The 19,529-nt window shown below is 58.1% G+C and carries 14 protein-coding genes and 1 tRNA gene; 10 read left to right on the top strand and 5 right to left on the bottom strand.

The features are described from left to right. The first annotated feature begins 1 nt into the window (after nucleotide 1). The 3 genes from glyS to ACGK9W_RS16865 all read left to right on the top strand — a co-directional run bounded on the left by glyS (nucleotide 2) and on the right by ACGK9W_RS16865 (nucleotide 2,781). Nucleotides 2-2,083: a glycine--tRNA ligase subunit beta gene (gene glyS / locus ACGK9W_RS16875; RefSeq protein ID WP_405417756.1), complete on the top strand. Its 2,082-nt coding sequence runs from the start codon at nucleotides 2-4 to the stop codon at nucleotides 2,081-2,083. 28 nt (nucleotides 2,084-2,111) lie between these two features. After that, nucleotides 2,112-2,669, top strand: a complete 558-nt coding sequence (gmhB, locus tag ACGK9W_RS16870) for a D-glycero-beta-D-manno-heptose 1,7-bisphosphate 7-phosphatase (RefSeq protein ID WP_338355825.1) — start codon at nucleotides 2,112-2,114, stop codon at nucleotides 2,667-2,669. A 35-nt stretch (nucleotides 2,670-2,704) separates the two neighbouring features. Beyond that, nucleotides 2,705-2,781: transfer RNA gene (locus ACGK9W_RS16865), tRNA-Pro, on the top strand. A 98-nt stretch (nucleotides 2,782-2,879) separates the two neighbouring features. On the opposite strand, the gene ACGK9W_RS16860 is transcribed toward ACGK9W_RS16865, so the two are convergent. Beyond that, entirely contained in the window at nucleotides 2,880-4,436 is a 1,557-nt protein-coding gene (locus tag ACGK9W_RS16860; protein ID WP_405417752.1) for a phospholipase D family protein, read from the bottom strand. A gap of 242 nt (nucleotides 4,437-4,678) precedes the next feature. On the opposite strand from ACGK9W_RS16860, the gene ACGK9W_RS16855 reads away from it, so the two are divergent. Both ACGK9W_RS16855 and ACGK9W_RS16850 read left to right on the top strand, forming a co-directional pair. Continuing rightward, complete coding sequence (locus ACGK9W_RS16855) at nucleotides 4,679-5,305, top strand: peroxiredoxin (RefSeq protein ID WP_008176637.1); 627 nt, start codon at nucleotides 4,679-4,681, stop codon at nucleotides 5,303-5,305. 66 nt (nucleotides 5,306-5,371) lie between these two features. After that, nucleotides 5,372-5,917, top strand: coding sequence for a rhodanese-like domain-containing protein (locus ACGK9W_RS16850; RefSeq protein WP_273157777.1), 546 nt, complete (start codon nucleotides 5,372-5,374; stop codon nucleotides 5,915-5,917). Between the two features lie 45 nt (nucleotides 5,918-5,962). Here ACGK9W_RS16850 and ACGK9W_RS16845 read toward each other — a convergent pair whose 3' ends face one another. Beyond that, nucleotides 5,963-6,406, bottom strand: coding sequence for a hypothetical protein (locus ACGK9W_RS16845; RefSeq protein ID WP_288365714.1), 444 nt, complete (start codon nucleotides 6,404-6,406; stop codon nucleotides 5,963-5,965). 222 nt (nucleotides 6,407-6,628) lie between these two features. Here ACGK9W_RS16845 and ACGK9W_RS16840 point away from each other — a divergent pair, with 222 nt between their 5' ends. From ACGK9W_RS16840 to ACGK9W_RS16820, 5 genes are all read left to right on the top strand, one after another. Next, nucleotides 6,629-7,885 carry an FAD-dependent oxidoreductase gene (locus tag ACGK9W_RS16840; RefSeq protein WP_405417747.1) on the top strand — a complete coding sequence of 419 codons (1,257 nt, stop codon included), beginning with the start codon at nucleotides 6,629-6,631 and terminating at the stop codon, nucleotides 7,883-7,885. 204 nt (nucleotides 7,886-8,089) lie between these two features. Beyond that, nucleotides 8,090-9,643 (top strand): PAS domain-containing methyl-accepting chemotaxis protein, encoded by a 1,554-nt coding sequence (locus tag ACGK9W_RS16835; RefSeq protein ID WP_273157780.1) that lies wholly within the window; start codon nucleotides 8,090-8,092, stop codon nucleotides 9,641-9,643. A 69-nt stretch (nucleotides 9,644-9,712) separates the two neighbouring features. Next, nucleotides 9,713-12,079, top strand: coding sequence for an EAL domain-containing protein (locus ACGK9W_RS16830; protein ID WP_405417744.1), 2,367 nt, complete (start codon nucleotides 9,713-9,715; stop codon nucleotides 12,077-12,079). 33 nt (nucleotides 12,080-12,112) lie between these two features. Further along, nucleotides 12,113-13,402: a sensor domain-containing diguanylate cyclase gene (locus tag ACGK9W_RS16825; protein ID WP_288365716.1), complete on the top strand. Its 1,290-nt coding sequence runs from the start codon at nucleotides 12,113-12,115 to the stop codon at nucleotides 13,400-13,402. Nucleotides 13,403-13,457: 55 nt separating this feature from the next. Beyond that, complete coding sequence (locus tag ACGK9W_RS16820; protein ID WP_104270983.1) at nucleotides 13,458-13,829, top strand: VOC family protein; 372 nt, start codon at nucleotides 13,458-13,460, stop codon at nucleotides 13,827-13,829. A 41-nt stretch (nucleotides 13,830-13,870) separates the two neighbouring features. On the opposite strand, the gene ACGK9W_RS16815 is transcribed toward ACGK9W_RS16820, so the two are convergent. From ACGK9W_RS16815 to ptsP, 3 genes are read right to left on the bottom strand one after another with little or no spacing between them, the layout of a single operon-like run. Continuing rightward, nucleotides 13,871-15,634, bottom strand: a complete 1,764-nt coding sequence (locus tag ACGK9W_RS16815; RefSeq protein WP_273157783.1) for a PTS fructose-like transporter subunit IIB — start codon at nucleotides 15,632-15,634, stop codon at nucleotides 13,871-13,873. Then, complete coding sequence (gene pfkB / locus ACGK9W_RS16810) at nucleotides 15,631-16,596, bottom strand: 1-phosphofructokinase (protein ID WP_273157784.1); 966 nt, start codon at nucleotides 16,594-16,596, stop codon at nucleotides 15,631-15,633. Before pfkB ends, ACGK9W_RS16815 begins: the two co-directional genes overlap by 4 nt. Continuing rightward, on the bottom strand, nucleotides 16,596-19,427 hold the full coding sequence (gene ptsP, locus ACGK9W_RS16805) for a phosphoenolpyruvate--protein phosphotransferase (protein ID WP_405417737.1): 2,832 nt from the start codon (nucleotides 19,425-19,427) through the stop codon (nucleotides 16,596-16,598). The genes pfkB and ptsP overlap by 1 nt, the downstream gene beginning before the upstream one ends. Nucleotides 19,428-19,529: the final 102 nt, after the last annotated feature.

The raw sequence follows: 19,529 nt of genomic DNA, 5'->3' as shown, positions 1-19,529 counted from the left end.
CATGGCAACACAGGATTTTCTGGTCGAACTGGGCACCGAAGAACTGCCCCCCAAGGCCCTCAAGCCGCTGTCTGACGCCTTCACCCAGGGCATTGCCCGGGGCCTGGAAGAAGCGGGCATCGAATTTGGCAAGGTTGAAGCCTTTGCCGCTCCGCGCCGCCTGGCCGTGCGGATCCGGGATCTGGCTGACTCCCAGCCGGACAAGTCGGTTGAAAAACGTGGCCCTGCCGTCAAGGCGGCATTCGACGACGCTGGCAATCCGACCCGCGCGCTGACCGGCTTTGCCACCTCTCTGGGCGTAACCCCGGACCAGCTCGACACCCTGGAAACCGACAAGGGTGCCTGGGTGGTCTACCGCACGGTCGAGCAGGGCAAGCCCACCGTAGAGCTGATGCCGGAACTGGTGGAGCAATCCCTGGCCGGCCTGCCGATTCCCAAGCGCATGCGCTGGGGTGGCCACCGTACCGAGTTCGTGCGTCCGGTCCACTGGGTAGTAATGTTGTTCGGCAACAAGGTGATCGAGGCGCCCATCATGGGCCTGACTCCGGGCAACAAGACCCGCGGTCACCGCTTCCATTGCCCGAAATCCCTGATCGTACCTACGCCGGGTGATTACGAAGTCGTCCTCAAGCAGGAAGGCTATGTGATTGCCGATTTCGCCGAGCGCCGGGAACAGATTCGCGCCGGCGTCACCGAGCTGGCCGAGAAGGAAGCCGGTGGCAAGGCCGTCATCGATGAGGACCTGCTGGACGAAGTCACCGCGCTCAACGAGTGGCCAGTGCCGTTGATGGGCCGATTCGAGGAACGGTTCCTCGAGGTTCCAGCGGAGGCCCTGATTTCCTCTATGAAGGAACACCAGAAGTACTTCCACGTGGTGGCCGCCGACGGGGAAATGCTGCCGCTGTTCATCACCGTGGCAAACATCGAAAGCAAGGACCCGTCACAGGTTGTTTCCGGTAACGAGAAAGTGATCCGGCCCCGGCTCTCCGATGCCGCGTTCTTCTACGAGACCGACCGGAAGACCAAACTCGAGGATCGCATCGACGCCCTCAAGCCCATCGTGTTCCAGGAAAAACTGGGCAGTATCTACGACAAGTCTGTGCGCGTTGCCGCACTGGCCAAGAAAATCGCCGACGCCATCGGCAGTGATCCGGCCCTCGCCGAGCGCGCCGCCATGCTGGCGAAGACCGACCTGGTCACCGAAATGGTCCTGGAGTTCACCGACCTGCAGGGCATCATGGGCCAATACTACGCCGCCAATGACGGCGAACCGGAAGACGTGGCCAAGGCACTGAACGAACAGTACATGCCCCGTTTCGCTGGCGACGATTTGCCAACAACCCTGACCGGCTGTGCCATCGCCATCGCGGACCGTCTGGACTCCCTGGTGGGCCTGTTCGGCATCAACCAGCCGCCATCCGGCACACGGGACCCGTTCGCCCTGCGCCGGGCCTCCCTCGGGGTGCTGCGCATTATCATCGAGCGCGAACTGCCGCTGGACCTGCAAACCTGCTGCGAGTGGGCCGAAGAGAACTTCACCTTGCTGACCGAGCAGAACACCGCCAGCACCGTGGTGGACTATATGCTGGAGCGCTTCCGTGCCCACTACGACGAGCAGGGCATTGGCGCCGAGGTCTACCTGGCCGTTCACGCCCGCCGTCCGACCCGCCCGCTGGATTTCGACCGCCGGGTAAAAGCGGTGGAAGCCTTCCGGCAGCTGCCCGAAGCGCAGGCCCTGGCCGGCGCCAATAAGCGGGTTTCTAACATCCTGACCAAACAGGGTGGCGACAGCATCGGCGAAACGGTCGACGCCAGCCTGCTGCAGGACAGCGCCGAAAAGGCCCTCGCCGAGCAGGTCGACCAACAGGCCGCGAAAGTTCTGCCGCTGTTCGAGAACGGCGACTACGCCAGTGCCCTGAGCTCACTGGCCAGCCTGCGTGCACCGGTGGACAACTTCTTTGATGAAGTGATGGTCATGGCCGACGACGAGGCGGTAAGGAACAACCGGCTGGCGTTGCTGAACCGCCTGCGCAACCTGTTCCTGCGCGTTGCGGATATCTCCCTGCTGCCCACAGCAGGCTGAGACCGGACCAAGGGGCACGCGCACAGCGATGTTGATCATTCTCGACCGGGACGGGGTCATCAACGAGTACGATGGCAACTACATCTGCTCGGCGGATGAATGGCACCCCATTCCCGGCAGCGTTGAGGCGGTGGCCCGGCTCTGTATTGCCGGCCATCGCATTGCCATCGCCACTAACCAGTCAGGCATCGGCCGCGGCTACTACGACACCGATGAGCTGGATGCCATGCACGAGAAGCTCGAGCAGCTGGTGGAAGCCCAGGGTGGCTGCATCGACTTCATTGCCTACTGCCCCCACCACCCCGACGACCAGTGCTGCTGCCGCAAGCCACTCACCGGCCTGCTGGAGCAGATCCGCGAGCATTTTCATCTCGCCAGTCTTGAAGGGGTCATCATGGTGGGAGACAGCCGCAAGGACCTGGAAGCCGGCCACGCCGAAGGGTGCCGTCCGGTACTCGTGCGAACTGGCAACGGCCTGGACACCGAACGCCATCTGGAGGCCCGGCCTATACCCGGCGCCGATGTCAGTATCTACGATAATCTGAGCAAATTTACGGATGCCCTTTTATCCGCCGAGGGCTGGTAAAACCAAAGCGAATCCGTATAATACCGGCCGTTGATCGGCGTGTGGCGCAGCTTGGTAGCGCACTTCGTTCGGGACGAAGGGGTCGCAGGTTCGAATCCTGCCACGCCGACCATTTTCCCGTTTATTCCCTTCCCGTTTTTCCCCCCTAGCGGTACGCATCAAAAAATCGACTTATCGTCGAGGCCGTCAATCACAGCGCTGATTACGTAACTAAAGCAACGGCTCCACAGGCAACAAAGAGAACAGATACACCAATGCCCGTTTGAAAGGGCCGGTATTCGGGTCATGGTGGTGCTCGATCGTTTCTGCACCCGTGAACTCCAGCCATCGGAGATTGCCGTCTTCATCCAGCATAACCTCATAAGCCGCAAGTCTGACTTTCTCGGGAAAGGCGGATTCAAGTGCGGTCGCCAGCTCCGGGCTCTTGATCAGAAAACCCAGCTCGGTGTTCAGATTCGCTGAACGGGGGTCGAAATTGAAGGAACCAACGAAAAGCGACTGACCATCTACGGCGAAGGTTTTGGCGTGAAGGCTGGCGGCCGAGCTGCCGGCAATGCCGCGAGGGCTCGACTTGCTGTCTTCATCCTCAGACCTGAATTTGCGCAGCTCGAACAACTCAACGCCCGCCTCTAATAGGGCCTCCCGGTATTTCGCATAGCCTGAATGCACCAGGGCGACGTCGTTGGCTTCCAGGGAGTTGGTGAGAATCCGCACCTGCACACCGGCGCTTTCAAGCTCGCGAAACAGCTCGACGCCACGATTACCGGGAACGAAGTAGGGCGAAACCAGGGTCACTGTCTTTTCAGGTTCACCCAACGCCAGGGCCAACTGTTGGCTCAATCGACTCTGCTCTCCTTCGAGCCCCTGGGCCTTGGCAGGATCATCGCTCACCATCTCTACCGGCGCCCAGACAAAAGAGACCTCCCGGTCCAGCAATTCCCTGAGAAAATCCGAATTCTGCAAAGCAGCCACGAAGCGCCGGGCTTCAGCATCCTGTTCGACGGAAGCAAGACTTGCTGCCATAGCATCCAGATCCTCCTCATCGGCCCCTGATAGCAACCGATCCGCCGGATACGCGGACTGACTCGCCCAGTAGCGATCAAAATCCCTGGAAACACGATCCACGACAGGCCCGATCGCCAGAACGTCCAGATCCGCGAAAAGGGCACCGTCACCTACACCGAAATACTCATCGGCAATGTTGCGGCCGCCAATGATGGTGGCCTGGTTGTCAGCCGTGAATGACTTGTTGTGCATCCGGCGGTTCAGGCGACCAAAGTCCGTCAGAAAACCCAAAGTCCGGGAACTACGGATCACAAACGGATTGAACAGCCGAACCTCGACGTTGTCGTGATGATTTAACGCCGCCAGGAGATCGTCCAGGCCGGCGATGCCGTTGTCATCCAGGAGCAACCGAACCCGAACGCCACGTTCGGCCGCGCGATATAGCGAGTACAGAAGCAGCTTGCCGGTAATATCGTCCCGCCAGATGTAGTACTGGACATCCAGGGATCTCTCGCTGGCCTCTGCGAGCAAAGCGCGGGCAACGAAAGCGTCCAGTGGATGCTCCAGCGTTGTAATACCACTGAGATCGGGGTGGGTTTCAATCTCTCTGCCAACTGCGCTGCCAAGGCGCGTATCTGCCGTCTGCGCCTGAACGAATGCAACAGACTGTGAGCGGTCTTTCAGGGATGGCAACGCACAACCTGCCAGCAGACCTGTGAGCAGTAGGAGTGCGAGAGGGGCGAAAGTTCGGCTTTCGATCATTTTCAAAGGGGCCTGCGACTATGGGCACAATCTGAAGCATGCCACAGAGTAATCGCTTTATCAGGACAGAGAAGAAACGTCACGGTAGAGCGATCTACTGAGAAAGGCCCGTCCTCAATTCGTTAAGCCTATTTGTTCTATAGATATAACTTTATTGGCTAAGAGCCTCCTGACGGGTTATTGTTATTCCGACATCAAGAGGCGACCCGCCTCCACCAGCAAAACCCGACAGGAGATTCATCATGAGTTTATTGCTTGGCTCTACCGCCCCGAACTTCACCATCGACAGCACCGCCGGCCAGATCAACTTCCACGACTGGGCAGGTGATTCCTGGGTATTCTTCTTCAGCCACCCGGCCGACTTCACGCCGGTGTGCACCACTGAAATGGGCCGCACCGCGCAGCTGGCGAAAGAATTCGAGGCCCGCAACGTGAAGCCCCTGGGTCTTTCCACCGATACCGTGGAAGAGCACGTAAAGTGGATTGAAGACGTCAACGACACCCAGAACTGCGACCTCCAGTTCCCGATCGTTGCCGACGCTGACCACAAAGTGGCCGAGCTGTACGAAATGATCCACGCCGGTGAGAGCGAAACCGCAGCCGTACGCAGCGTGTTCATCATCGACCCAGACAAGAAGATCCGCCTGACCATGACCTACCCAATGGCGGTCGGCCGTAACTTCGACGAGATCCTCCGGGTCATCGATGCCCTGCAAACCGGTGATGCCAACAAGGTTGCCCTGCCGGCCGACTGGCGCAAAGGAGACGACGTGATCATTCCGCCCTCCATTTCCAACGAGGAAGCCAAGGGTCTGTTCCCGCAGGGCTGGAATGAAATCCGTCCGTATCTCCGCACCACCAAGCTTTAATCCGACTCGCGGATAGATAAGGGGCCCGTCGTTCGGCGGGCCTCCTCAATGCAGGAGGAAACCATCATGAAGCATATACTGACAGCCCTGCTCGCCACTATCGCCATTGCCTTCAGCGCCCAGGCGGAAGAGGCACTTTCCCTCACCCCACAGCAAACCTATGACATGGTTCAGGAGCAGGGAGACCAACTCCTGTTTGTGGATGTCCGGGATCCGGTTGAAATCATGTTTATCGGCTTCACCGATGTGGTCGACAAGAATATCCCGTTCAAACTCGCCGATCGCTCGACTTTCCTTGATGACAAGGGTCGGTTTGCCATGAACACCAATCCGGAGTTCGCTTCACAGGTAGAAAAGGCCCTGAAGGAAAAAGGCCTTACCAGGGATGACCTGGTCATCACCATGTGCCGTTCCGGGTCCAGTCGCGGCAAGCCGAGCGCCGAATACCTGCTGGAGCGCGGTTTCACCAATGTGAAGTACATTGACCACGGCTTCCAGGGAAGTGGCGCCAAAGAAGGCAAGAAGAAAGGCATGAGAATTGTAAATGGCTGGCAGAATGACGGCCTGCCATGGTCCATGACGCTGAACGCCGATAAGATCTATCGTCCTTGAGTCAGATATAAACGCCCGGGGTCACTGGACACCGGGCTTGCAAACTCAGAAAGTGAACGTACGCATCTTCGGGTTGAGCATCTGGCCGGCCATTTCCGGCGGCATGGCAACGCCCACGCCGTCAATCAGATCGTCCTCGCCGTAGTCGCTGTTCGGAAGATACAGCGCACAGACCTTCGCCTCACCACCGTTTTTCAACAGACCGCGCAGCATCTGCCCCGGAGTCACATCTTTGGGTTTGAGCGCGGGCGCTTCGTAGGACTTAAGTGCCAGGTCACCGGCTTTGTCGCACAGCAGCACGTTTACCTTGGCGCCCTGCTGGGCCATGGTGTTCGAAAGCACCATCGCCATGCCCTGTGTCTGCAGCGAATCGCTGGACAGGATCACCAGCACTTCTTCAACACCCCCTTTATGACTGTCGGCATAAGCGCTGAAAGGTACGGCTGCAATAACCGCAGCCGCGGCGATGGCTTTGATTGACTTGATCATGGGAAAAGCTCCTTTTTGGGTTGATCGAAAAACTTTGAAACCAATGTACCTGGGCAAAATCGAGCCTTCAGTGACAAAGTCACTTTCGACGCTATGCCTGTGCCGAAGCTGGCCAACCTTGTATATTTCCATTTATGCTAACGATAGAACATTAAGTTTGGTAGGCTTTAATATATCTCAAGCTCACTCGCGCACAGCAAACAAAGACAAGAGGTTCGAGGCATGACCAGCAACACAACCACCACCGGCAGCGTCAAAACCCATACCGTCGTAATCGTGGGCGGCGGAGCGGCCGGTATATCGGTGGCATCAAGCATCCACAAACGGGATGGCAATATCGACATCGCCCTTATCGAGCCGGCTACCCGGCACCACTACCAGCCCGGCTGGACCATGGTGGGTGGTGGGGTTTTCCGGCCGGAAGTCACCTCCAAGCCTATGGCAGAAGTCATGCCCGCTTTTGTTTCCTGGTACCAGCAACCGGTAAGCGCCATCGACCAGGACAACAACCGGGTTACTCTGGGTGACGGTTCTTCCATGGAATACAAAGCCCTGGTGCTCGCTCCAGGGCTGGAGCTGAACTGGGGCGGCATCGAAGGCCTGGAGGAGGCGTTGGGCTCCAATGGGGTCACGTCCAATTACCGCGAGGGCATGGCCAGCTACACCTGGGACCTCGTCCAGAATCTCAAGAACGGCCGAGCGCTTTTCAGTCAGCCTCCCATGCCGATCAAATGTGCAGGCGCGCCCCAGAAAGCCATGTACCTGTTTGCCGATTACTGGCTCAAACACGGCGTGCTGAACAATCTGGATATCCAGTTCCATAACGCCGGCGCCGTTCTGTTCGGTGTGGCCGATTACGTCCCGGCCCTGGAAGCCTATATCGAAAAATACGGCATCAACCTGAATTTCCAGAGCACACTGGTTGCCGTAAACGGGCCCGCACAGACAGCGGTATTCCGCTCAACCGACAGCGAGGGCAACAGCCAGGAGCGCGAGATCAGCTTTGACATGCTGCACGCCGTCCCACCCCAGCGGGCACCAAAGCTGATTCGTGAATCTGCCCTGGCCAACGAAGGCGGCTGGCTGGATCTTGAGGACGATACCCTACGCCATAAAACCTACACCAATGTCTTTGGGCTTGGGGACGTTAGCGGAACCGGCAACGCCAAAACCGCCGCTGCAGTGCGTAAACAGGCGCCAGTGGTGGCTGAGAACCTGGTGGCCACGCTCCGAAACCAGCCGCTTGAGGCCGCGTATCTGGGCTACGGCTCCTGCCCGCTGACGGTGGAAAACGGCAAAATTGTACTGGCGGAGTTCGGATATGGCGGAGTACTGCAGCCCAGCTTCCCGAAATGGATCAACGATGGCACCAAAGCGACCCGAGCCGCCTGGTGGTTGAAGGCCAGGCAGCTGCCAACGCTGTATTGGCACGGGATGTTGAAGGGGCATGAGTGGCTGGCCCGGCCCGCAAAGCGTTAACCCCTGGGAGAGGCTTACCAATGGAGGCTGCCCCACGAACAAACGGCCCGCCAGCGCCATGTGTCGCGTTGGCGGGTAGCGCCTCGGGCGTTGTCATTAGGGAAATTCCTGAGGCCCTTCACCGTTCCCACCGATAGAGTTATTGCAATATTTGTCCTACCCTGACTTAGTAATAAGTCTTTTACGCTAATGTCAGGGTTGATAATGCGCAGAAACCTACCGGTTACGGACAACGAAAAAACCTTCTCACCCAATCAGAAACTTATTTCCTCCACAGATCTCAAAGGTAAGATTAGGCACTGTAATTCGGCCTTTGTGGAGATAAGTGGTTTCAGCCGGGACGAGCTGATTGGCCAGCCTCACAACATTGTCCGGCATCCCGATATGCCACCCGCCGCCTATGAGAACATGTGGGCACACCTTAAGGCCGGACAGCCCTGGATGGGCCTGGTAAAGAACCGTTGCAAGAACGGCGATTTCTACTGGGTCAGTGCCTACGTTACCCCGGTCACCGAAAACGGCAAGGTAGTCGGCTACGAGTCCGTGAGATCCTGTCCCGACAGGAAGGACGTCGAGCGCGCAGAAAAGCTATACGCAGCCCTGAGGGCGGGCAGAACAGGAACCCCTTTCTGGCGCCGCGTCCAACCCCCCACCATCTTTTTGGCGCTTGTTTTCATTGTCACAGGGGCACTGTTTCTTGCCGATCAGAAAATGTTGTCCGAGCTTGTGCTGGCTGGGGGCGTGATTGCCTATGCCGGCTGGATGCATCTGGCCCGAAAACAGCTGATGGGCTCGGTCACCAGGCTACTGGCACACAGCTTCACAGATGATCTGGCCGCAAGAAGCTACACTGATGACGATTTGCCACTTGGGCGTATCAAGGTTGCAGTAAAGGCCCAACAAGCTCACCTTGATGCGGTACTCACCCGGCTTGAAGACTCCGCCGATGAGATGCGACTGTATTCTGTGAAAGGTCGCGAAGTCAGCTTCGAAGCTCAGGAGGCCCTCAAACAGCAGCAGGCCGAAACCGAACAGGTTGCGGCAGCCGTACACGAGATGTCCCATACCATTGCGGAGGTCTCCTCGAACGTCCAGTCCACGGCAGAGCGGGCGGATGGCGCAAAAGAGTTTGCCAATGAGGGGCGTTCCGTTGTGCGCGGGACCCGGGAAGCCATTGAATCTCTCAAAGGTTCCGTTCATGGCATTAGCGCTTCCGTTGGCGAGTTGGCTCAGCAGACTCAGCAGATAGCCTCAGCCGCAAAAATTATCGAAGAGATTGCAGAGCAGACCAACCTGCTGGCCCTGAATGCCGCCATTGAAGCGGCGAGGGCCGGCGAGCATGGACGCGGATTCGCCGTTGTGGCCGAAGAGGTAAGGGGCCTGGCATCCCGGACCCGCAATTCAACGAGTGAAATCCATGGCATTGTCAGCGAACTGATTGCCCGCTCCGAGGAGGCCAACCAGAAAGCCGACGAGGGCAAGCTTTCGGCAGACGAGGGCATGGAAAAAATGCTTTCGGCCGAGAGCACCCTTAATGACATTGCTGAATCCGTCTCCAACATTGCCGAAATGGCAATGCAGATGGCAGCTGCCGTGGAGGAGCAGGCCCAGGTGTCGGATCAGATCAACGAGCAAGTGGAGAAAATCTCGGATCTGGCATCCAACAACCTGTCCAAAGGTGAAGAGTCCACCGAGTGCGTTAAAAACATTGAGCAGATTGCGAACGATTTGCACGAGCTGGTCGTACGTTTCAAGTGACAGGAGGATGGACGCCGCCGAACTTTGTTCAAAAAATAACCACCTGGCCTAGCAAAGTGAGTCACGACCATGGATAGCAGTACCCTGGAAAAACGACGGCTCACCGCCCTTGAGCGTTTGGGCATTCTCGATACGCCCCCGGAAGACCGTTTTGAAAGGCTTACCCGGATTGCCCGCCAGTACTATGGTGTAAAAACGGCGCTTTTTTCGGTGCTTGATGCCAACCGTCAATGGTTCAAGTCGCGTCAGGGCCTTGATGTCAGCGAGACCCCCCGCCCTGTTGCTTTCTGTGATTATGCCATTCAGCAGGACAAGGCGTTTATCGTCTGCGACGCTACAAAGGACCCTCGCTTTTCACAGAACCCACTGGTTACCGGACATCCCAACATCCGCTTCTATGCCGGCATGCCAGTACGTGAGCCGACCGGTTTCAAAATTGGCACCATTTGCATCATCGACGATCAGCCCCGTGATTTCGGGGAACTGGATCTGGACATCCTCCGAAACCTTGCCACGATGATCGAGGACGAGCTCGAGCGAACGTACCTGTCGATCGAGAACCATGAATTCGTGGAAGTGTCTCACCTGAACCGATCGATCCAGCGAGCTTTGAATGTCTTTCTGACCAGTGACAACCAGAATGCGGCCTTCGAGCAGATGCTCAACGATCTCCTGTCGCTCACCGGCAGCCAGTTCGGGTTTATTGGCGAAACCCTATCAAAAGAGAATGGCGCCCCTTATCTGAAAATCGGAGCGATCACCAATATTGCCTGGAACCCCAAAACCCAGGCGTTGTATCAACAGGTCGAACGACGGGGGCTTGTGTTCGATCGCCTGGACACCCTGATTGCACTTCCCATGACCTCGGGGGAGGTGGTCATTTCCAGCGATGTCGCGACCGACCCTCGCCGCGGCGGGCTCCCTCAGGGGCACCCAGATATTGATGCCTATATCGGTATTCCGGTGTTTTCCGGAGATCAACAAGTTGGACTGGTGGGGCTGGCGAACCGTCTCGGCGGATACAAAGTAAAACTGGCCGAAGAGCTCGAGCCTTTGCTGCAAACCCTCGGCAACCTGATCGAGCGCAAAAGGTTGCACCATGAGAAGCAGCAACACCAGAAACGCCTTGAAAAAGCGGCGAACTACGATGCCCTCACCGATTTGCCCAACCGCCGGAAACTCACTGAGATTTTCACCCAGGAGCTGCACGAGGCGAACCTGCGAGAAGGCACAGTTGCCCTCTGTTTTATCGATCTGGATGGCTTCAAAGGCATCAACGACCAACATGGCCACGCAGTTGGTGATGCAGTCCTGAAAATCATCTCCGAACGCCTGAAAGCAACTGTGAGGCAACATGACGCCATCGGTCGTCTCGGGGGAGACGAATTTGTCGCCATACTCCGGGATGTGGAGGATTCGACGGTCTACAACCGCATTCTGGAAGTTGTACGCCGCCCGATCAGTTACCAGAATTCTGTCATGAAACTGTCGGCCAGCATGGGTGTGACCGTTTATCCTGACGACGCCGAGGATCCGGATACACTGCTCCGGCATGCCGACCAAGCGATGTATGCGGCAAAAGATGCGGGCAAAGACAGCTACAGCCTGTTTGACCTCGCCTCCCACTATACCCGGAAAGAGCGTGTCCGCGTTCTCGAGCAGGTTGACGAGGCACTGGCGAAAAAGCAGTTCGAGCTCTACTACCAACCCAAGATCAACTACCGCATCGGATCGGTAGAGGGTTTTGAGGCACTGATCCGTTGGAACCACCCGGAGGAGGGGCTTCTGTCGCCGGCCCGATTCCTGGAGCACCTTGAATTCACCGAATACGCCAGACAGGTTGGCCTGTTCGTGATGGAAAGCGCAGTCGGCGTGATCTGCGAATTCATGAACCTGGGGTTGCCGTATACCGTCAGCATCAACCTGAGCCCCTCCCACTTCCTGAGCGAACACTTCCCGGATGACATCACCGGCACCATGAACGAATGCCCTCACGAGGTGCGGGACCGGCTGATCATAGAAATCCTTGAAACCACTGCCCTGGACGACACCACCACGGTCATGAAAAACCTCAGTGTTTGCCGCAATGCCGGACTGGGCATTTCCCTGGACGATTTCGGCACCGGTTACTCATCATTGAACTATTTCCGGACCTTGCCGGCCCAGGAAGTGAAAATAGATCGAACCTTCGTGGGAGATCTGATCGGGAACCAGGATAACTCGATGATCGTAGAAGCGATTTTGCGCCTGTCCCAGAGTTTTCAGAGGCGTACTGTGGCAGAAGGGGTAGAAACGGCCGAACAGGAGGAGCGTCTACTGTCTCTTGGCTGCGATGTTGGCCAGGGTTATCGTTACAGCCCACCGCTTCCACTTGCAGAAGCGCTCGAATGGGCCAACACTTTCACTTGGGCCCGTTATCGTTCGGGCCAGAACTAGCCGCGAAATCGCGGCCTTCGTGTGAGGGATCACATGCATCTGTCTGCAGAAACAAGGCTCAATGCCATTCTCGATGGTACTGGCGCGGGTACCTGGGAATACAATCTGGACACCGGCGAAATTATCTTCAACGAACGCTGGGCCAGTATGCTCGGCTATACCCTGGAAGAGCTTGAACCTCTATCCTTCGAGACGTGGGAGCGCCTCAGTCATCCCAGCGATGTCGAATCAGCGCACGAGGCTCTCAATGCTTACCTTAACCGGGAGGCCACCAAGTTCGAGTGCGTGGTTCGCATGCTTCACAAGGACGGTGACTGGCGTTACATCCACACCCGCGGAACCCTGTTCAACAATGACCAGACGGCAGAAAGCCGTTGGCTGATGGGTACGCATCTTGATGTCACGGAAGAGAAAGTTTCCCAGCACCAGCTGCAGCAGCTTGCCGAATCTCTCCCCGGGGTCATATATACCTTTACTCTCAATAAAGATGGCAGTTTTCACTTCCCCTATATGAGCCGCAAGGCCAAGGATTTCTATGGCGTAACGGCCGCGGAAACCCAGACCAACCCGGAACGGATGTTCGAAACCATTCACCCAGAGGATGTCGCAAAAGTTCACGAGACTATCGAACTCTCCCGCAAGACGCTAAGCGAATGGGTTTGTGAATACCGCATCATCAAAGATGGCCAGACCCAATGGTTGCGAGGGGTTTCCCAGCCAGAGCGAAATCCCGACGGTAGTACTACCTGGCATGGCGTTATTACGGATATCGACGACCAGAAGCGCCTGGAATTCCAGCTGGAGGCCCTCACGATTACCGATGAACTGACAGGGCTCTATAACCGGAGATACCTGCTCAGAAAACTCGAGGAACTGGCTGACCAATCCGCCCGCTATAACCATCCGTTCTCATTGCTTTCCCTGGACATCGATTTCTTCAAAAGCGTCAACGATTCCTGGGGCCATCTCACCGGCGATAAGGTATTGCGCACGGTGGCCAATCTGATCGAAACGCGGACTCGCAAAACCGACATTGTTGCGCGCACGGGAGGCGAAGAGTTTATCGTTCTGATGCCTCACACCACCTTAGGTGATGCTCGCCAAGTTGCCGAGTCCCTGCGTATCGGTATGGAGACAGAGAGTTTTCTCAGTGAAGATGACACTCCCTTCAACGTTACCTTGAGTGCCGGGGTCGTATGCTGGGACCAAAGCATAAACGGTGTGCGGGATCTGCTGTCCGCATGCGACCAGTTGCTTTACCAGGCAAAACGGGCAGGCAGAAATCAGGTCGTCGTCAGCGAAATCGGCGCTGAAAAGAGCTGACAGCCAAAAAACAGCGTATTCTGGCGTTCGACAACAACCCGAATGGAGAAAAAGCATGATCGGATACGTCACCCTTGGCGTCAGTGATATGGAAAGAGCAAAGGCATTCTATGCCGAATTGTTGAGCGACCAGGGGGCCAAGCTGCTTCTGGACATGGGCCGTATCGCCTTTATCGGCAAGCGCATGAGCGAGCCCATGATCGCCGTTTGCGTTCCCTTCAACGAAGAGCCCAACCATCCCGGCAACGGCAATATGGTCGCCCTTCCTGCGGGTTCCAAAGAGGGTGTGGATGCCATGTACAAGAAAGCGATCGAACTTGGTGCCACCTGCGACGGCGAGCCCGGGCAGCGAATTCCGGACCAGTTCTACGGCGCCTATGTGAAAGACCCGGACGGTAACAAGCTGGCGTTCTTTGTATTCGGTTGATTAATTGCGGCCCTCAGACGAGGGCCGCAATTTTTACATTTTCAGCTTACCGCTGTCGCCACTTCCGCCTTGCCGGTTTTCAGCAACGCGTAACCGAAACCGATCACCAGTGATCCCACGGTAATCGCAATCAGATAGGGCAATACGGTACTAACCGCATTCGGAATGGCAAGCACAAACAGCCCGCCGTGGGGTGCCATCAGCTTGACGGTGAACAGCATCGACAGGGCACCGGTAATTGCGCCACCGATCATACACACCGGGATAACCCGCAACGGATCCTTTGCCATAAACGGTATTGCACCTTCCGAGATGAAGCACAATCCCAAGACAAATGATGCCCGTCCGGCCTGGCGTTCCGCCTCTGCAAACTTACGCCGGGCGATGAACGACGCCACACCCATGCCGATGGCCGGTACCATTCCTGCCGCCATGATGGCCGCCATGGGTGCCGAGCCGCCGCTGCCCTCAGACAGCAGACCCACGCCGAAGGTATAGGCCGCCTTGTTGACAGGCCCTCCCAGGTCAAAGCACATCATGGCGCCCAGAATGCCACCAAGCAGGATCGCATTGGTCGTTCCCATACTCTCGAGGAAACCGGTCAGGGCGCCCATGATGGCGGCCATGGGCTCTCCGATCACATAGATCATCCCCAGGCCCGTCACCAGACTGGCCAGCAAGGGAATTATGAGGATTGGCTTCAGCGATTCGATGCTCTCCGGCATCGGCAGTTTCTGGCTGATAAAGCGCGCGACATAGCCGGCCAGGAAACCCGCCACAATACCGCCGAGGAACCCAGCTCCTAACTCACCCGCCAGAAACCCACCGATCATGCCCGGGGCCAGACCGGGACGGTCGGCAATCGACCAGGCGATGTAACCAGCCAGTAATGGAATCATCAGCTTGAACGCCGTGCCGCCACCAATCTGCATCAGGGCAGCGGCCAGCGTGCCTTCCTCCTGAAACGCTTCAATCCCGAACACGAAGGACAGTGCGATCAGCAAACCGCCAGCAACCACCATGGGCAACATGAAGGACACGCCGGTGAGCAGGTGCTTGTAGGGCCCTCGCTTTTCGCCGCCTCCGGCACCACTGGTAGCTTTCTGCTGGCCGCCTTCAAAAACCACGGCCTCGGCCAGTGCATCACGGACGGTATCGGCTGATTTTTTCAGGGCCGCACCGGTCGAGGTCCGCCATACCCGCTTGCCGGCAAAGCGTCCTGGGTCCACCTCGATGTCACAGGCCAGGATCACCACGTCGGCAGCAGCAATTTCTTCGGCAGTTAGAGGATCCTGCGCGCCAACTGAGCCCTGGGTTTCCACCCGGATCTTGTGGCCCGCGGATTCCGCGGCAGCGGTCAGTGCCTCCGCCGCCATAAAGGTATGGGCGACGCCAGTGGGACAGGCAGTAACGGCAACGATCCGCTTACCGGCAGAGCCACTGCCGACACCGGGACTGGTTGCGATAGATTCCTGACTGGCCATTGCCGGGTCCCAGGGTGTGGCCTCCGCCTGCGCCCGGGTGAGGATGGCGTCCGGGTCTGGCAGGGCCGCGGTGACCGGAATCTGCAGCAGCCGCTTGCCTGCATAGGCGTCCAGATCTACCGGGACACCGACCGCGGCAATAACAAGATCGGCCTGTCGGATAGCCTCTTCGCTGGGCTTGTTGTCGGCTTTACCATCCGGGCCTCGAGTATCAGTGGTAACAGACCAGCCGCGCCGGTTCGCCGCACGCTCAAGGGCCCGGGCAGCCAGAAAACGAGTCGCCACGCCCTGGGGGCAGGCAGTCACAATGATCAGATTCATAACCGTATCTCTCCGGTGTTGTTTTCCGCGGGCCACGGCTGCACCCGGGTTTGTTGGAGAAGGGAGGGAAAGTCCGGGGCCTCGGGGTCTCCGACGCCAATGTGTTGCACGCATTCGGCAGACAAAGCGGTGGCAAACTTCAATATTGCCTCGTCGGGCTGGCCCAGAAGCACACCGTGAAGCATGCCCGCCAGCAGCGTATCGCCGGCGCACACGGTGCTGACCACCGAGACCGGAGGTACCTGCGATCTCAAGGTGCCGGCCGTTGACGACCAGAACACGCCATCCGCGCCCATGGATACCACCACGTGGGACACGCCGCCGGCACGGATGCCGTCAACCGTAGCTGCCACTGAGGCCAAATCCTTCAGGGGTGTGCCGGCCCAGTCAGACAGCTCATCCGTGTTGGGTTTGATGGCAAAGGGGCCAGCTTTGATGCCGGCCTTGAGACCCTCGCCACTGGTATCCAGCCATACCGGTTTGTCTGCTTGGGAAGCTTGCTCGACAAGGTTTGCCAATCCAGAAGGCGGAAAGCCATCTGGCAAACTGCCTCCGATGACCACCGCGTCGCATTCCGGCAGCAGGGATTTAAGGCGGAGTTGAAGGCGCTGAACTGCGTCTTCCGGGACCCGGAAACCGGGGCCATTCAGATCGGTTACCCGGCCGCCAGCCTCAGCAATCTTGATGTTGATTCGGTTCTGGCCGGGAACGCGTACAAAACTGTCCTGCAAGCCCTCTGCCTCAAACAGACGTTCAAAGGGCGCGGCATTGGCGTCGCCCAACAGGCCTGCAACGGTGACCGAATGGCCCAGACGCGCAAGCACCCGAGCCACATTGATGCCTTTTCCGGCCGGCTCCATCAGGGTATGACCTGTTCGATTTACCTCTCCGAGAGTGAGGGGCGCCGTCTCAACACTCAGATCTAGAGCAGGATTCAGGGTGATTGTCAGGATACGGGCCATCACCAGGCCTCCAGGGCATCACGTACCTCGGACGCCGTTGCCAGAGACAGCGCCTTTTCAGCCTGTTGTCGGGCGTTTTCAAGGTTCAGACCGCGAATACAGGCCTTAACCAGGGGCACCCGACGACTGGTCACAGACAGTTCGTCGACATCCAGCCCGACCAGAACCGGAATCGCCTGGGGATCTGAGGCCAGCTCCCCACACACCCCGACCCAACGGTTGTGGGCATGGGCAGCTTCCACGGTCATCCGGATCAGCCGCAATACCGAGGGGTGCAGTCCATCCGATTCCGCAGAGAGCTGCCCGTGGCCGCGGTCGATGGCCAGTGTGTACTGGGTCAGGTCATTGGTACCTATCGAGAAGAAATCCACTTCCGGCGCCAGGGTCGAAGCCAGCAAGGCACAGGAGGGCACTTCAATCATCACGCCGACCTGAACATTACTGGCCGAAACCTCGCTCTGGACTTTTGTAACAATCGCCCTGGCTGCTCGGAACTCCTCGAGATCCTTCACCATGGGGAACATGATGCGAAGGGGGCGATCACCTGCCGCGGTCAGCAGGGCCCTGACCTGGGTTTCCAGAATGTCCGGGCGGGTCAGTGACAAGCGGATGCCACGCATGCCCAGAAACGGGTTGTCTTCCTGGGGTAACGGCCAGTAATCCAGCGGCTTGTCGCCACCCACATCCAGGGTACGGGCTACCAGGGGCAAACCGTCCAGGGCATCGAATGCGTTCTGGTATTCAGTGACTTGAGTGGCCAGATCCGGCGCTTCCGGATGGGCCATGAAAATGAACTCGGTTCGAAGCAGGCCTACACCGTCGGCGCCCCGTTCAACAGCATCCGGGGTGTGGGCGGTGTTGCCGAGATTGGCGCAGACTTCGATGGTATGGCCATCTACGGTGGTAGCAGGTTGATTGCGGTTCTCATGAGCTTCGGCCTGCAACGCTTCCAGTTGTTGCAGACGGCGACGGATCTTCTCGCAGCGTTCGGCCCCGGGGTTCGGCACCAGGCAACCCCGTTCGCCATCCACCACCAGATCGGAGCCATTCAGGATTGTCAGTATTCGCTCACCGGCACCCACGACCGCAGGCAGCCCCAGGGCTCGGGCCAAAATCGCACTGTGGGACGTCGCTCCCCCGCGGGCTGTGACGAGGCCACGCACCCTGGTGGTATCCAGCCGAGCCACATCCGATGGCCCGAGATCGTCAGCCACCAGGATATAAGGAGTGTCCGGCGGCGTCGGCATGGCCACGCCACAGAGGTTGGACAGGACCCGGCGCCCGACATCCCGCAGATCCGCGGCACGTTCGGCCAGCAAACGGTCCGCCAGCGCTTCCTGGGCCCTGGCCGCGGTATCTATGGCTTTCCACCAACCTGCCTCGGCGGACGCCCCTTCGTTGATCGCTTCCAACGTAGCCTGGTAGAGATCTTCGTCCTGAAGCATTTCCACGTGAACCGAGAGAATAGGCGCGGCTTCGCCGCCTTCCGCCTGACGGATCAGGGTTCGAAGCTGACCGTCAGCACTATCGACGGCCTGTTTGAGGCGCTGGATCTGTTGTTCGCTATCTTCTGCGAATTGCGGATATTCAAGGGTCGGCTGTCGCATGACGAAAGCCGGTGCCAGCGACAGTCCGGGAGATGCGGCAACCGCTTTAACCGGCTGATCATCCGTCAGTGCGGGAGCCTGTTCGGCTTCAGGCACCTTGGTTTGCGGATCCGCAGACCGCAATGGAGAAACTTTTTCACCCAGGCCGCCTTCAATGGCGCTGGTCAGAGACTGAATGGCCTGGCTTGCGTCATCCCCAGTCGCCGAAAGCAGCAACGTCTGACCCCTGCGGGCGCCCAGGCCGATCACCCGAGTCAGGCTGGTAGCGGATACTGCGGCACCTTCGCCTTCCAACAGGCGCAACCGAATACTGGCATTGTGGCGACGCGCCTCCTGGACGAGTTGCTTGGCGGGTCGCGCGTGTAGGCCATGGGTATTCAACAGGGTGACTTTAGCCGTCACTGCGTCGGCCGCCTCGCCGGAAAGCCTTGCCAACAAAGCCTCAGCACTCAGGCCCAGAATAGGTTCATCACCAGCCAGGAAAGTATCGATGCGCTCCAGCAGGTCATGGCACTCATCACCGGGTCCGGCCAGACAGAACACCCCACGCAGCTCCGCAGTTGCACGCTTTGGTGTTGCCAATGAAAGGGTCGGGCGCCTGGCGCCAACAGTGTGGTGGGTCAGCCAGAAGCCCTGACCAAGGTCCACCGGCGGTTGGCCGACAATGCTGGCCAGAAAATCCGTGTCGACGCACCGCAAACTCTGCAGACGTGCAGCTGCAATCAAGGCCAGTTCGTTCGGTGTGGAGGCATCTATTCCCAGACAGAGCGTCTCGCTGTCGCATTTGGCAACGGCCGGAGCTTTGGAAAGCAAGGCAACCAGTTCCGCGGCATCCGTAGCATGGCCAAGCTTCTCAGCCAGTCCTGGCTTATCCAGTACCCGGGTCAAATGTCGGAGAATATCCAGGTGCTCGTCGGACTGTGCAGCGATGGCCACCAGTACATTTACCCGCGCACCATCGTGCCAGGTGACCCCCTCGGGGAATTGAAGAATGCGAACACCGGTTTCAAGGACGGCATCCCGGCTTTCCGGTGTACCGTGGGGAATGGCGATGCCGTTGCCCAATACCGTGGAAGACTGTTGTTCACGGGCGTTCATTCCAGCCAGGTATTCCGGGCAAGTCCGGCCAGCGCGCTCAAGGTCTCGAGCAGCCTGTTGCAGTGCGTCCTGCCAGTCAGAGGCAGTGGCACCCAATCGAACGTCATTGGCAGTTAGCGTCAGCATGAGGTTGCCTCGCTTTTTGTTTTGATACTGCGTATCAGTTTTTGTTTGCTGAATCGTGTCAGCATGCTTAAAATCGATGGTGAAACAGATATGATCAGAAAT

The organism is Marinobacter flavimaris (assembly GCF_045057155.1).
Lineage (GTDB): Bacteria > Pseudomonadota > Gammaproteobacteria > Pseudomonadales > Oleiphilaceae > Marinobacter > Marinobacter manganoxydans.
Note: the sequence above shows the minus strand (reverse complement) of the source record. Positions and strands in the feature narration are given on the sequence as shown.

Bases quoted from the DNA above. Each gene is read 5' to 3' on its own strand.
- glyS (WP_405417756.1), top strand. From the start codon at position 2: ATGGCAACACAGGATTTTCTGGTCGAACTGGGCACCGAAGAACTGCCC.
- gmhB (WP_338355825.1), top strand. From the start codon at position 2,112: ATGTTGATCATTCTCGACCGGGACGGGGTCATCAACGAGTACGATGGC.
- ACGK9W_RS16860 (WP_405417752.1), bottom strand. From the start codon at position 4,436: ATGATCGAAAGCCGAACTTTCGCCCCTCTCGCACTCCTACTGCTCACA.
- ACGK9W_RS16855 (WP_008176637.1), top strand. From the start codon at position 4,679: ATGAGTTTATTGCTTGGCTCTACCGCCCCGAACTTCACCATCGACAGC.
- ACGK9W_RS16850 (WP_273157777.1), top strand. From the start codon at position 5,372: ATGAAGCATATACTGACAGCCCTGCTCGCCACTATCGCCATTGCCTTC.
- ACGK9W_RS16845 (WP_288365714.1), bottom strand. From the start codon at position 6,406: ATGATCAAGTCAATCAAAGCCATCGCCGCGGCTGCGGTTATTGCAGCC.
- ACGK9W_RS16840 (WP_405417747.1), top strand. From the start codon at position 6,629: ATGACCAGCAACACAACCACCACCGGCAGCGTCAAAACCCATACCGTC.
- ACGK9W_RS16835 (WP_273157780.1), top strand. From the start codon at position 8,090: ATGCGCAGAAACCTACCGGTTACGGACAACGAAAAAACCTTCTCACCC.
- ACGK9W_RS16830 (WP_405417744.1), top strand. From the start codon at position 9,713: ATGGATAGCAGTACCCTGGAAAAACGACGGCTCACCGCCCTTGAGCGT.
- ACGK9W_RS16825 (WP_288365716.1), top strand. From the start codon at position 12,113: ATGCATCTGTCTGCAGAAACAAGGCTCAATGCCATTCTCGATGGTACT.
- ACGK9W_RS16820 (WP_104270983.1), top strand. From the start codon at position 13,458: ATGATCGGATACGTCACCCTTGGCGTCAGTGATATGGAAAGAGCAAAG.
- ACGK9W_RS16815 (WP_273157783.1), bottom strand. From the start codon at position 15,634: ATGAATCTGATCATTGTGACTGCCTGCCCCCAGGGCGTGGCGACTCGT.
- pfkB (WP_273157784.1), bottom strand. From the start codon at position 16,596: ATGGCCCGTATCCTGACAATCACCCTGAATCCTGCTCTAGATCTGAGT.
- ptsP (WP_405417737.1), bottom strand. From the start codon at position 19,427: ATGCTGACGCTAACTGCCAATGACGTTCGATTGGGTGCCACTGCCTCT.